The 13,741-nt window shown below is 57.3% G+C and carries 12 protein-coding genes and 1 pseudogene; 12 read left to right on the forward strand and 1 reads right to left on the reverse strand.

Annotation, left to right across the window (positions count from 1 at the left end):
- Positions 1-42: 42 nt before the first annotated feature.
- From ACA063_RS12850 to ACA063_RS12885, 8 genes are read left to right on the forward strand one after another with little or no spacing between them, the layout of a single operon-like run.
- Positions 43-2,091: a lipase family protein gene (locus ACA063_RS12850; RefSeq protein ID WP_497666165.1), complete on the forward strand. Its 2,049-nt coding sequence runs from the start codon at positions 43-45 to the stop codon at positions 2,089-2,091.
- A gap of 28 nt (positions 2,092-2,119) precedes the next feature.
- The gene (locus ACA063_RS12855; RefSeq protein WP_497666166.1) at positions 2,120-2,893 is read left to right on the forward strand and encodes a hypothetical protein; all 774 of its coding nucleotides are present in this window, start codon (positions 2,120-2,122) and stop codon (positions 2,891-2,893) included.
- Positions 2,890-3,348 (forward strand): hypothetical protein, encoded by a 459-nt coding sequence (locus tag ACA063_RS12860; protein ID WP_497666167.1) that lies wholly within the window; start codon positions 2,890-2,892, stop codon positions 3,346-3,348. Before ACA063_RS12855 ends, ACA063_RS12860 begins: the two co-directional genes overlap by 4 nt.
- Before the next feature lie 27 nt (positions 3,349-3,375).
- On the forward strand, positions 3,376-4,149 hold the full coding sequence (locus ACA063_RS12865; protein ID WP_497666168.1) for a hypothetical protein: 774 nt from the start codon (positions 3,376-3,378) through the stop codon (positions 4,147-4,149).
- On the forward strand, positions 4,146-4,610 hold the full coding sequence (locus tag ACA063_RS12870; protein ID WP_497666169.1) for a hypothetical protein: 465 nt from the start codon (positions 4,146-4,148) through the stop codon (positions 4,608-4,610). The genes ACA063_RS12865 and ACA063_RS12870 overlap by 4 nt, the downstream gene beginning before the upstream one ends.
- A gap of 28 nt (positions 4,611-4,638) precedes the next feature.
- The gene (locus ACA063_RS12875) at positions 4,639-5,412 is read left to right on the forward strand and encodes a hypothetical protein (RefSeq protein ID WP_497666170.1); all 774 of its coding nucleotides are present in this window, start codon (positions 4,639-4,641) and stop codon (positions 5,410-5,412) included.
- Positions 5,409-6,182: a hypothetical protein gene (locus ACA063_RS12880; protein WP_497666171.1), complete on the forward strand. Its 774-nt coding sequence runs from the start codon at positions 5,409-5,411 to the stop codon at positions 6,180-6,182. Before ACA063_RS12875 ends, ACA063_RS12880 begins: the two co-directional genes overlap by 4 nt.
- Positions 6,179-6,952 carry a hypothetical protein gene (locus ACA063_RS12885; protein WP_497666172.1) on the forward strand — a complete coding sequence of 258 codons (774 nt, stop codon included), beginning with the start codon at positions 6,179-6,181 and terminating at the stop codon, positions 6,950-6,952. Before ACA063_RS12880 ends, ACA063_RS12885 begins: the two co-directional genes overlap by 4 nt.
- Positions 6,953-7,112: 160 nt before the next feature.
- Here ACA063_RS12885 and ACA063_RS12890 read toward each other — a convergent pair whose 3' ends face one another.
- Positions 7,113-7,394 (reverse strand): hypothetical protein, encoded by a 282-nt coding sequence (locus ACA063_RS12890; protein WP_497666609.1) that lies wholly within the window; start codon positions 7,392-7,394, stop codon positions 7,113-7,115.
- Here ACA063_RS12890 and ACA063_RS12895 point away from each other — a divergent pair.
- From ACA063_RS12895 to tssA, 4 genes and pseudogenes are all read left to right on the forward strand, one after another.
- Positions 7,353-7,619 carry a PAAR domain-containing protein gene (locus ACA063_RS12895; RefSeq protein WP_497666173.1) on the forward strand — a complete coding sequence of 89 codons (267 nt, stop codon included), beginning with the start codon at positions 7,353-7,355 and terminating at the stop codon, positions 7,617-7,619. The two genes, ACA063_RS12890 and ACA063_RS12895, sit on opposite strands and share 42 nt — an antisense overlap.
- A gap of 3 nt (positions 7,620-7,622) precedes the next feature.
- A complete protein-coding gene (locus ACA063_RS12900) occupies positions 7,623-8,786 on the forward strand; it encodes a KPHS_23130 family T6SS system protein (RefSeq protein ID WP_497666174.1) in 1,164 nt (387 codons plus the stop codon).
- 188 nt (positions 8,787-8,974) lie between these two features.
- Positions 8,975-12,139 carry an ImcF-related family protein gene (locus ACA063_RS12905; RefSeq protein ID WP_497666519.1) on the forward strand — a complete coding sequence of 1,055 codons (3,165 nt, stop codon included), beginning with the start codon at positions 8,975-8,977 and terminating at the stop codon, positions 12,137-12,139.
- A pseudogene (tssA, locus tag ACA063_RS12910) lies at positions 12,136-13,722 on the forward strand (type VI secretion system protein TssA). Before ACA063_RS12905 ends, tssA begins: the two are co-directional and overlap by 4 nt.
- The last annotated feature ends 19 nt before the right edge of the window (positions 13,723-13,741 follow it).

The raw sequence follows: 13,741 nt of genomic DNA on the forward strand, positions 1-13,741 counted from the left end.
CAAATTCAAATAACTAATTTACGCAAGTCAATAGGGAAGATTATGGACGACACTCTGCACTACACGGACACCCTCAACCCTCGAAAGGACGTTACCTGCGTCGTACAGAAACGGGAATGGATCGAGTTTCAGTTGCTGGACGAACAGGGCGAGCCGCTGGCGAACCTGCCTTACCGGGCGATCAATGAAGCGACCCTTACGGGCCACTCCCCTGAATACACCGGTCAAAGTGATGCTCAAGGGCTCATCCGCATTGACGAACTGTACCCACTGGCGATCACTCTTTGGCTGGGCGCCGATGCTCTGGCGGAGCAACTGCAAACCCGCCGCCTGCGTGCCGAACGCCCCGAACCAGCGAGGCCGATCATCGGCGATCGCACTCCACTCTATAGCCCGCAGCGTTCGGGTTTCTCCCCTGTCGAGAAAGGGGCTCAGGCAGCCGGGCATGTTTACCATTACCTGCGCATCGGCCAGTTGTGCGATCAACAACCGACGTTCGACCCGCCCCTGGCCGACCGAAATAAGCTGCCGGCCTACCATTTCCCTGACCCTAAGTTTGGCGGTTTTACCGTCGGCGACGACCAGCTGGAGCGTCGTCATGTGCTGGAGGTCTGTCCGTTTCGCGCGTGGTCGCTGGTGTTGCATCATCAGCCGGAATACAGCCTGGCGAACGCCTACAACCTTGGGCTGATGAGTATTTTGGCGTACAGCAAGCTTCCTGAGAAAGAGCGGGGATCTGTTAAGGAATTTTTTGAACAGCAGTGTCTGGACCTGTCGCGTACACCACGGGTTTGGGATGACAGTGCGAATTGGCCCTGCCTCGTCAACGATGTGCCCTTCAGTGATCGCTATGTGAGTGTAGAGCCACTGGACACTACCAAGGCGCAGCCTCCTGAGGGTGATACTCAACTGTTTTATGCCATCAATGCCGCGCAGGTATTGGTAGCGTGGCGTGGCACCGAAGTGGGTTTTCCTCACGCGCCCGATCTTGCCACGGACCTGACTTTTCGTCCGGTAAAACCGGAGGTGCCTGCGAATTGTGAGCCTAAGGTGCCCTGCGCTGACTTAACACCTAAAGGCAGTGTGCACTTGGGCTTTCGAGATGCGTATGAAGTGGCTAGAAGAATTTATTCGAGGGACCTAGGCAAGACGATTCCGGAAAAGGCGTTCGATAAAGAGCTATTCATCTGCGGCCACAGCCTCGGTGGTGCTCTCGGCCTGATTCATGCAGCATCGTTAAAGGGACACAACCCCCTGCTGTATACCTATGGCATGCCGCGCACCTTTACCCTCAACGCCGTGCGATCTCTCGGTGAATTGCGGCATTTCCGCCATGTCAACGACACTGACCTGATCCCCAGCGTTCCCCCTGAGGCAGCTCTGGATAACTACCTGTACGACCTGTATGGGCCCTTGGGCACGAGCCTCGGATTTACCTGGTCGATACTCCAGATGACGGCTAGCGCCTTGGTCAAACACGGCGACCCTTACGGCCATCACGGCGAAATTGCCATGTTCTTCAGGGCCGAGCAGCATCGGGAAGAACGCGGTTCGCATTACCCCGCCTATCGCAGCAAGGATGGGCTCGGCGCGCCCTATCAAACTACCATCGCTCGCCGTCTGCCGGAAAAGTCCAAACTCTTTTTAGTGCCCGGCCTGAGCCCGGGCGAGAGCCAGCAAGCCGAGCAATCACAAGAGCGCCTCATCGGCTCGTTGAACGCGGAAAACCGGGCCCGGTTTTTCCCTGCCTACAGCAACCCTAAGGCAGGTCGATTGCTGGGAATCCGCCATCACTTCATGGGCAAATACCAACCCTACTTGTACAGCCAGTTACTAGAGTCGATCAATCCCGAGCGCGCACCCTTGCTGAAACAGCAAGAGGAAAGGCAACGGTTCGAGCAGCAGATGAATAACTATTACGGGCACATTCCCGAGGATGAGTTCGCCCGCAATCGCGTGTTCCTTGACTTGCAGAACCTGATGGGTCAGGCGTTAAACGTCACACAGCAAACCGAAGGTGGCGCTGCGGCGTTGCAGCGTTTCGACGCCGTCGCGGAGCCTGACGCTTACTTCACCAAAACCTATGGTTGAGCCAGTGAACGAGGTTAAGGACAAGACAATGATCAAGAAAATCTCCGTTGCGCTTCTCACCCTGTTTGTCAGCCTGAGCGGCTGCGCGAAAGATTACGGTCTTGCGCCGCCTGAAGACAGCGAACAGATCACTGTGTCGGTGAAAGTGCCCAAGGAGCTCACAGCGGAAACCATGCAGGTGATGTACCGATCAACCCTTTGCACGTTCACCGATTACACCGCCAGTGGCAGGCCTTATCAGCGCGACGGGCACCAGAGTGTCGATATCCAACCGGTGCGGCAGGGACAGAGTGATCTTTACGAAGCGAAGCTGGCGATGGATGGAGGCGGGGTGTGTCGCTGGCGATTAAGTAATGTGACCTTTGGCGTGATCTATGACGATCCCACACGCTTTGGCGAGAACGTTACATACGGCGCTGGCGGCGGTGTTGTAGTTGTATTCGATCACAACAATTCGCCACGCGGTCAGACCGGAATAGAGGTAGATGGAGATCCAATAATCAAGAAGGATTATTACCCTTGGCTGAGTGAAGCTTTTCTCGGCGGGTATAGAAAGCAGATTAGTTTGACAGGCGAAGGAAGTATTTTCCTCGGATACCAAGCATTGCAGGCACGGCGGGTATATTTCGAGCCAATTCTGCACTCAAATTTCGCTGTAACTTCCGTGCAGCCAAAGGTTAAGAAAAGGGGTAACCACACTTCTTTCACCTATCCCGACGGTAGCATTTCGGCTGATGGCCGTTCTGATCCAGATTTCCGCAAACTACAGGCTATCCGCCTAGCTGCGGAGAGCAATAAATGAGGACTGCTCTTCCCTCCGCTCTTAGCCCGGACGACAACCGGCAGGCTAAACAATCACAAGAGCGCCTCACCGGCTCGCTGAATGCCGCTGATCGAACCCGGTTTTTCCCGCCTTACCGCAACCCCAAAGAGGGCCGGTTGCTGGGAATTCGCCATCACTTCATGAGCAAATACCAACCCTACCTGTACAGCCAGTTATTGGAGTCAATCAACCCTGAGCGCGAACCCTTACTGAAGCAGCAGGAGGAACGTCAATGTTTCGAACGACAGATGAAAGAGCACTACGGAATCACTCCTGAAGATGAGTACGCCCGCAATCGCGTGTTCCTCGACTTGCAGAACCTGCTCGGTCAGGCCTTGCGTGTCACCCAGCAAACCGAGGGTGGCGCTGCGGCTTTGGTGCGCTTCGACGCCGTCGCCGAACCTGACGCCTATTACACAAAAACCTATGGTTGAGTCCATGAACCCCTTCCAGGAAAGACCATGATCAAGAAGATGCCTGTCGCATTACTCGGCTTGTTGGTCAGTGTGAGCGGCTGTGCCAAGGACTACAACTTGGCGCCGCCGCCTGACAGCGAACAAATCACCGTGACGGTGAAAGTCCCCGCGGAGCTTGTAGCTGAAACGTTGCAGGTAATGTACCGCTCGACCCTGTGCACCTTCACTGATCACACGGCGGGTGGCAGACCCTATCAGCGCGACGGGTACCAGCGTGTGGATATGCAGGCGGCGCGCAAGGGCCAAAGTGATCTGTACGAAGCCGAATTGCCGGTGGATGGAGGGGGGGCATGTCGCTGGCGATTGAGTAATGTGACCTTTGGCGTTGCTTATGCTATTCCCACTCGATTTGGCGAAAACGTGACATACGGCGCTGGCGGCGGTGTCGTGGTGATTTTCGATCACAACAATTCGCCAAGGGGGGGAGCTGACGTAGAAATTGAAGGAGATGTAACGGTCAAGACAGATTATTACCCTTGGCTGAAAGAGAGGTTTTTAGGTGGGTACAGTAAGCGTGTGAGTTTGACAGGTGAAGGCGGTATCTATCTTAGTTATCAAGCATTACAGGCACGAAAAGTATATTTCGAGCCTGTCCTGCATTCCGACTTCGTGGTCACGTCAGCCGGCCCCAAAGTGAAGAAAGAGGGCAATTACACCACCATTACTTATCCCGATGGTTCTATCGAGACCGATGGTCGTTGGGGCCCGAACTTCCGCAAACTACAGGCCATCCGTCTGGCAGCGGACAGCAGAAAATGAGGCAAGCTCTTCATGGCGAGTGCATTCCAATCCCGCACAACGACCAGCAAGCCAAGCATTCACAGGAGCGCCTCATCGGCTCCTTGAACGCGGAGAACCGGGCCCGGTTTTTCCCGGCTTACAGCAACCCCAAGGCAGGTCGATTGCTGGGAATCCGCCATCACTTCATGGGGAAATACCAACCCTACCTGTACAGCCAATTACTGGAATCGATTAATCCCGAGCGCGCACCCTTGCTGAAACAGCAAGAGGAAAGGCAACGGTTCGAGCAGCAGATGAATAACTATTACGGGCACATTCCCGAGGATGAGTTCGCCCGCAATCGCGTGTTCCTTGACTTGCAGAACCTGATGGGTAGGGCGTTAAACGTCACACAGCAAACCGAAGGTGGCGCTGCGGCGATGCAGCGTTTCGACGCCGTCGCCAAGCCTGACGCCTATTACACCAAAACCTATGGTTGAGCTTGTGAACGACGCCAAGGATAAGACCATGATCAAGACGATGCCCGTTGCATTCGTCACTCTGTTTGTCAGCCTGAGCGGCTGCGCGAAGGATTACAGCCTGGCACCGCCCCCGGATAGCGAGCAGATCACCGTGACGGTGAAAGTGCCCAAGGAACTCATAGCGGAAACCATGCAGGTGATGTACCGATCAACCCTTTGCACGTTCACCGATTACACCGCCAGTGGCAGGCCTTATCAGCGCGACGGGCACCAGAGTGTTGATATCCAACCGATACGTCAGGGCCACAGTGATCTGTACGAAGCGAAGCTGGCGGTGGATGGAGGCGGCGCCTGTCGGTGGCAACTGAGTAATGTGATATTTGGTGTTGCTTACGCTTATCCAACTCGCTTTGGCGAGAGCGTGACATACGGCGCTGGCGGCGGTGTTGTAGTTGTATTCGATCACAACAATTCGCCACGCGGTCAGACCGGCATAGAGGTTGATGAAGATCCAGTAATCAAGAAAGATTATTACCCTTGGGTGGACGAGGAGTTTTTGGGGCAGTACAAAAAAACGGTCAACTTGGCGGGCGAGGGCAGTATCTACCTCAACTATCAGGCATTGCGAGCACGCCAGGTTTATTTCGAACCGCTCCTGCACTCGGATTTTGTGGTTAATTCGGCCGGGCCGAAAGTAAAGAAAAAAGGCAACCACACTGTTTTCACTTATCCCGACGGTAGCATTTCGGCCGATGGTCGCTCGAGTCCAAATTTTCGCAAACTGCAGGCCATCCGATTCGCGGCGGAGGGCAAACAATGAGGCCAACTCTACCTGCCGCATTTATCACTCTGTTTTTCTGCCTGAGCGGCTGCGCGAAGGATTACAGCCTGGAACCGCCTCCGAATAGCGAAAAGATCACCGTGACAGTGAAAGTGCCCAAGGAACTCAAAGCAGAAGCCATGCAGGTGATGTACCGTTCGACCCTTTGCACTTTCACCGATTACACCGCTAGCGGCAGGCCTTATCAAAGCGACGGGCACCAGAGTGTCGATGTAAAACCGTTGCGTCAGGGACAGAGTGAACTCTACGAAGCGAAGCTTGCGGTGGATGGAGGCGGGATGTGTCGCTGGAGATTAAGTAATGTGACCTTTGGCGTGATCTATGACAACCCCACTCGCTTTGGCAATAACGTGACATACGGCGCTGGCGGCGGTGTCGTAGTTGTATTCGATCACAACAATTCGCCACGCGGTCAGACCGGAATTGAAGTTGATGGAGATCCAATAATCAAGAAGGGCTATTACCCTTGGCTAAGTGAAGCTTTTCTCGGCGGCTATAGACAGCACATCAGTTTGACGGGCGAGGGTGGTATCTATCTTAATTATCAGGCATTGCAAGCACGGCAAGTGTACTTCGAGCCGGTTTTACATTCCGATTTCCTGGTCTCTTCAGTCGGGCCAAAAGTAAAGAAAGAAGGCAACAACACCATTATCAAGTATCCCGATGGGAGTGTAGAGACGGACGGGCGGTGGGGACCAAATTTTCTGAGACTGCAGGCCATCCGTTTCGCTGCGGAGGGCAAACAATGAGGCCAACTCTACCTGCCGCATTTATCACTCTGTTTTTCATCCTGAGCGGCTGCGCGAAGGATTACAGCCTGGCACCGCCCCCGGACAGCGAACAGATCACCGTGACGGTAAAGGTGCCCAAGGAACTCACAGCGGAAACCATGCAGGTGATGTACCGATCAACCCTTTGCACGTTCACCGATTACACCGCCAGTGGCAGGCCTTATCAGCGCGACGGGCACCAGAGTGTCGATATCCAACCGGTGCGGCAGGGAAAGAGTGATATTTACGAAGCAAAGCTGGCGATGGATGGAGGCGGGGCGTGTCGCTGGCGATTAAGTAATGTGACCTTTGGCGTAATCTATGAAAATCCCACGCACTTTGGCGAGAACGTGACATACGGCGCTGGTGGCGGTGTTGTAGTTGTATTCGATCACAACAATTCGTCACGCGGTCAGACCGGAATAGAGGTTGATGGAGATCCAATAATCAAGAAGGATTATTACCCGTGGCTGAGTGAGGCTTTTCTCGGCGGCTATAGAAAGCAAATTAGTTTGACAGGCGAAGGAAGTATTTTTCTCGGATACCAGGCATTGCGGGCACGGAAGGTGTACTTCGAACCTGTCCTGCATTCTAATTTTCTGGTTCGTTCGGAGGGAACGAAGGTACATAAGATCGGTAGTTTTATTAAGTTCACCTACCCCGATGGCAGCAGTGCGGCAGATGGTCGCTCGGTCCCAAATTTCCGCAAACTACAGGCTATCCGTCTTGCTTCGGAGAGCAAAGAATGAGGCCCTCTCGTCCTTTCGAGTCCGGTCTGAGCCCTAACGACAAACGGCTAGCCGAGCAATCACAAGAGCGCCTCATCAGCTCCTTGAACGCGGAAAACCGGGCCCGGTTTTTCCCTGCCTACAGCAACCCTAAGGCAGGTCGATTGCTGGGAATCCGCCATCACTTCATGGACAAATACCAGCCATCTAGTTTTACAAGGGCTCGGCTTTCAAAAGGTAAGTGCATCAAGACTTCCCTGGTGATGGATTTCAATACCCCAATTACAAGCCGGGATGCATCGGGTAAGCGGCCGATAATGTTCCGGCGACTGCTGTTAGAAACAGCGACGAATGAGCGATGACCGAGTAAGAAAATACAGATGTAAAAACCATTTTCAAAAACAAAAGAGAAATAACCATCATGTCTCAGGGATTTGTTTTGCTCGGCGATAGCACCACCCACGACGGAGTCGTGATATCGGCCTCATCTACGACGTATGCGCATGGTAAACCGGTGGCATTGGTGGGCGATGAAGTCCGTTGCCCGATACCTGGCCATGGGGTCAATGCCATTGTGGAGGGTTGCGAAGACTGGTCCGAAAATGGTCGTGCGTTAGTGGTCGATGGTTGTCGCAGTGAATGTGGCTGCCGGATGATTTCGAGCGCTACCGATTTCGTGGTGGGCTGAGCCATGGGGTGGGATCGTCAGTCACCCCCCATGGTGGAAGCTCCAGTACCACCCATGGTGGGCCGTTGGGTGTTGGCGGGAGCTGTAGCAGTGTTGGCCAGCGTGCTGCTGTTCTTGCTTTACGCCTCCGAGCAGGTGCCGCAATTGCAAGCACTGAATATTTGGGCACTTTCTGTTTCGCCGATACTTGTCTGGGTATTGGCCTTCGGTGCACGTGCATACAGTCATGGTGGAGCTGTGAGTCATCACCGGTTTTTTGAGGATGAGGTTCAATCGATCCAGCAGGCCTGGGAGGAGTGGGCGCATCGTTATCTGGCTGTACATGCCAGCTGTGTGGTGCTTCCGGACGATATTTGCGCCAGCGTGCTCACTCGACCCCCGGTCCATTCACCCATTCGTACAGGAGAGGCGCGGCGCGTTGCGGCGTTGCCCGCGCAGAAGGAGGATCGTGCGCAGGCAGGGCTTCAGTTGTTGCTCGCTGCACTTAAACCTGTATTGCAGACCATGTCCGCTGAGCAGGAATTGCGTGTCACCTTGTTGAGCGATGTCGACCCAAGGAATTACGAATCGTTGCGCGATGTTTGGCGGCGGAACTGGGCCAGCTTCGCACATCAGGTACAGCCAGGGGTGGTGACCTTTGCGGAGGAATTATCGTATGACTGGCTGGACGAAAAGATCAAGACGGCCAGTTCAGCCTTTGAGTTGATCATCGTTGTACAGGTACATGGCGAGGCAATGTATTCCGATGGGCTGGCGGCAATGCTGTTGTGCCCGGACCGATTGGCGCCTGCCTGGAAGTTGCCAGTGATGGCGTGTCTTTTTCGTCCAATGCCGTTGAACATCGACTCGCTGAAGAGTGAGTTGCCGCTGTTTCTGAAAGCCCAATCAAGTGCTTGTCGGGCGACTGGTCTGCTGGCTGATCGTGCCGACTGGCTCGCGCTGGTTGGCAAAATCATTACGGGCAGCGGGGCTTGCGGTGTTTCGCTGAAGGCGGATCAGCAATGGATTCAGGAGTCTCTGTGCGGCTTGGCTGGGCCACTTGGTCATTGGCTGATGTTGGCACTTGGGGTGGAAGTGGTTCGTCATCGGCAGCAGCCTCTGATGGTACTGGCAAAGGAAAGTTCAACGCATTGGATCGGCACTGTCGGTACGGGAGAGTTGGTATGAACACAGGGAGTAATGCTTGGCGCCGTGCGGGTATTTCGGTGTGGATCATTGCACTGATAGCGGCATTGGTGTGGATGATATGGAGGTATGGTGAACGAGTAGGACTGTTGGAGAACCACCACAAGTTAACGGTGCTTTTACTGATTATCGGCATCGCATGTCTGGTGTATCTGGCGCCGCGTATATTGATGCATCTCAAATGGCAAAACCATCGCGAGCAGGGACTGGCAGATAAGGTCTATCCTCAGCCCGATGCACCTTCGTCGTTGCCAAAAAAATCGGCTTTTACGTACTTCGAACTGCGCAAATACCTACGCTACAACCACGGCCCCCTCTGGCGCCAAAAAATCCGCATCCTCCTCATCGTCGGCGAACCCGACCAGATCACCGCCATTGCCCCCGGCCTCACCCAAACCCACTGGCTCGAAGGCCAAAACACCGTCCTGCTGTGGGGCGGCAGCGTGCAAGACCCACTCGACAATGGGGTCGTAAAACAATGCCAAAGCCTCACCCGCTGGCGCGCACTCGACGGCGTCATCTGGGCCTTGCCCCCCCACCAAACCACTGACGCCACCGCCATGGGCACCGGCATAAACCATCTGCAAACCCTGGCCCGTAACCTGCGCTGGCAGCTCCCGCTGCACCTGTGGCAAGTGTGCGAAACCCCATGGCTACAGACCGCCCGCCAGACCCAACCCGTCGGCTGCCTGTTGCCTGGACGCGTCACTTCGATCGAGCTGGAAACCCGCCTCGATGCACTGGTCGAGCCCCTGCGCCGTGCAGGCCTGGGGCAGATGCACAGTCAGATGAACCATGACTTCCTGCTGCGCCTGTCCCGCGATTTGCAGGTCGAGGGCATTGCGCGCTGGCGTCAGGCGCTGGCGCCTTTGTTGGGTGCGTTCGCCCGTGGTGTGCCGTTGCGCGGGCTGTGGTTCAGCTTGCCGATGCCCCAAGTTGAAAACCCCGGCAAGCATTATTGGCCCGTCGCTCCGGCCTGGCAAGGCGTGCTGGGTGATACATCGACCCACCCTCGTCGCCAGGGCTGGCCTGCCTCGCGAATCGGTTATGCGCTGGTGCTTGGCCTGGCGTTGATGTGGGGCGCGGGGCTGCTGTTGTCCTTCGTCAGCAATCGCGCGCAGATCGCTCAGGTACACAGCTCGCTCGCCGCGTTGCAGCAGTCAGAACAAGGCGACGCTCAACTGCGCGCGCTCAACGAGTTGATGCGCGAGCTGGCTCGTCTGGATTACCGCGCCGAGCACGGTACGCCCTGGTATCAGCGTTTTGGCCTGAACCCTAATCAAGACCTGCTCAAGGCCTTATGGCCGGCGTATGTCGAGGCCAATAATCGCTTGCTGCGCGACCCGGCCGCGGCCAATTTGCAGCGCCAGCTCAACGCGCTGATCAAGCTGCCGCCAGACAGTCCCGAGCGCGCCGACCGTGCCCGTAACGCTTACGACCAACTCAAGGCCTACCTGATGATGGCGCGTCCGGAAAAAGCGGAAGCGGTTTTCCTGGCGAAAACCCTCAACGACGCCGAACCCCTGCGTTCCGGAATTTCCCCAGGCCTGTGGCGAGGCCTGTCCCCGACCCTGTGGCAGTTTTACGCAGAGCAATTGCCCGCGCATCCAGCCTGGCGCATCGAAGCCGATCCGACGTTGGTGGCTCAGGCTCGGCGGGTGTTGCTCGGACAGCTGGGCCAACGCAACGCCGAGAGTCACCTGTACCAGAAGGTCCTTGAATCAACCGCCAATCACTACCCGGACATGAATCTGCCGCAGATGGTCGGTGATACCGACGCCCAAGCGCTGTTCACCAGCCGGGCCAGTGTTCCGGGGGTGTTTACCCGTCAGGCCTGGGAAGGGCAGGTGCGTCAGGCCATCGAAGCCATCGCCGAGGCGCGCCGTGAGGAAATCGATTGGGTGCTCAGCGACAACCACCGCGACCTCGCCAGCGAACTGACCCCGGACGTGCTCAAGGCGCGCCTGACCGAACGTTACTTTCAGGATTACGCCAGCGCCTGGCTGGATTTTCTTAACAGCCTGCGGTGGCAGCCGGCTGACAGTCTGGGCGACGTGATCGATCAACTGGCGCTGATGAGCGATGTCCGCCAATCGCCGCTGATTGCACTGATGAACACCCTGGCTGTTCAGGGCCAGGCGGGCATCCGGGGGCCGGCGTTGGCCGAATCGTTGATCAAGTCCGCGCAGCAATGGGTCGGCCAGGACAAGGTGCCGCAGATCGAGCAGTCGATGCCTGGCGCAACCAGCCCGCTGGACGCCACCTTCGGGCCGTTGCTGGCGCTGCTCGGCAAAGAAGTCGACGGCAGCAGCGAACGGTTGAGCCTGCAGGCGTTTCTCAATCGGGTGACGCGGGTGCGCTTGAAGCTGCAGCAAGTGAGCACCGCAACCGATCCGCAGGCCATGACTCAAGCCCTGGCGCAAACGGTGTTTCAGGGTCAGAACGTTGATCTCACCGACACCCAGTCCTATGGCAGCCTGGTCGCCGCCAGCCTCGGTGCGCAGTGGGACGGGGTCGGTCAGACGCTGTTCGTGCAGCCACTGGAACAGGCCTGGCAACGGGTCTTGCAACCCTCGGCGGCGAGCCTCAACAGCCAGTGGCAGCGTGCGATCGTCCGTGACTGGCACAGCGCCTTCGCCGGCCGTTACCCCTTTGCGGTCACTGCCAGCGATGTGTCCTTGCCAATGCTGGGCCAGATGATCCGCGCCGATTCGGGGCGCATCGAACAGTTTTTGCAGCAACAACTGGGCGGTGTTTTGCGCAAGGAAGGCAGTCGTTGGGTGACCGATTCCCGGCACAGTCAGGGGCTGCGTTTCAATCCGCAGTTCCTGGACGCGATCAATCAGCTCAGCCACCTTGCCGACGTCCTCTACACCGACGGCGGCATGGGCCTGAGCTTCGAACTGCGGGGTAAACCCGTGCGGGACGTGGTGCAAACCACTTTCATGTTGAACGGCGAAACACATCAGTACTTCAATCAGAAGGAAAGCTGGCAGCGTTTCAGTTGGCCGGGGTTCAGCGACCATCCCGGCACGAGCCTGACCTGGATCAGCGTGCACGCCAACGAGCGCCTGTTCGCCGATTACGAGGGCAGTTGGGGGTTGATCCGTCTGCTGGAACAAGCGCAGGTCACGCCCCTGAACGACAGCGACAGCCACTACCGTCTGCGCCTTAAAGCGCCCGATGGACTGGACCTGACCTGGCACCTGCGCACCGAACTGGGCGCCGGACCGTTGGCGTTGCTCAAGCTGCGGGACTTCACCTTGCCGCAGCAGATATTTCTCAGCGAGGGCAGTGCCGCAGAGCCTTCGGCGAAAAACGGGAGGTCCGGATGAGTTTGCGCACATTAATAGCCCGATGCCTGGGTGAACGCGATGCTCTGTCTCTTGCTCAAGAACAATCGAATCGCTGGGCGTCCTGGCTGGAACCCATCAGTGACAGCTCGGCTGTCGGGGAAGATCCGGGGTACGACGATGACTTCCAGCTCATGCGTGAAGAGGTCAACAAGCTGTCTGGAGCCGACATTGATCAAGTGGTGCTGCTGGCGCGCAAGCTTCTGACTCAGCGTTGCAAGGACCTGCGCGTGGCCACTTACTATTTGTGGGCACGCTTGCAGAAGGACGGTGAGACCGGCTTGAGCGATGGCGTGAGTTTGCTGGCTGCCCTGATAGAGCGCTACACCAGCGACGTACTGCCTGCGCGACCGAACAGTCGCAAGATGGCCCTGGAGTGGCTGACCAGCGGCAAGGTGCTGGACAGCCTTTCGCTGTACCCGGAAGTCGTGAAGGACGAGGCTGAACGCACGGTGGCCGCACTCGCCTGGCTGGAGCGCGGTCTGCTGGCCTGGCCGGAGGATCAACGTCCGGAACTCGGTGCACTGTACGGAGCGTTGTCCGCCCGACTGGCGCAGTCGGGCGGCGTGGATGCGCTGGTTCCGCAGAACACGGCCAGTCATGAGTCGAACGCGCAAGCGACTGCGACGAGCGCTACGGCCATCAAATCCGGAAGGGATCTGCTGGACAGCGGGCGGTCCTTGTCCGGTTACCTTCGCGAGCAGCCACAAGGTTGGCTGGCGGCCCATCGTTTGATGAAGAGCCTGCGCTGGGACACCGTGCATCAGGTCCCGCCCCAGGACGCTACCGGGATGACGCGCCTGACGGCGCCCCGTGGCGAATACCGGGCACAACTCAAGCGACTGTACCTGCAACAGAGCTGGAATGAATTGCTCGATCAGGTCGAACGAATCTACGCCGAAAGCGTGAACCATTTCTGGCTGGACCTGCAGTGGTACCTGTGCCAGGCGTTGAGCAAACAACCGGCGCCGCAGGACAGTTGAGCCGATATTGCCAAGCGGGATCTGGGCATGTTCCTGGAGCGACTGCCGGGCCTGGAGGAGTTGAGCTGGAGTGATGGAACGCCTTTCGCCGACCAGACCACCCGTGAGTGGATCGTCCAGCACGTCAGCGGCAATCGTCCCCAGCAGTGGTTGCCTGCACCGGCTGTTGCCCCCGCGAGTGCGGATGCAGATGTGCTGTCGCTGGAGGGTGAGGCATTGGCTCAGGCAGACAGCGACGGGGTGGAACACGCGCTGGCCTGGCTGGCCGCGCGCCCAGGCGTACAGACCGGACGGCAGCGGTGGTTATTGCGCCTGTTGATGGCTCGGGTGGCCGAGCAGTGTGGCAAGAGCGATCTGGCCATCCATCTGCTGGGCGAACTGGAGGTTACGGCTGATCGCCAGGCGCTGGCCGACTGGGAGCCCGAGCTCAATTTCGAAGTCAAGGCGCGTCTGCTCAAGCTGTTGCGCCTCAAAGCGCAGCGCAATCATGCCGACAAAACCACGCTGGGCCGGCGCACGGAGTCGCTGCTCGCGGCGCTGGTGGCGATTGATCCGGTTCGCGCTGCAGTGCTCTGCGGTTAACTCTCTTTCATCAGGATGA

It is taken from the genome of Pseudomonas sp. LBUM1643 (genome assembly GCF_059716215.1).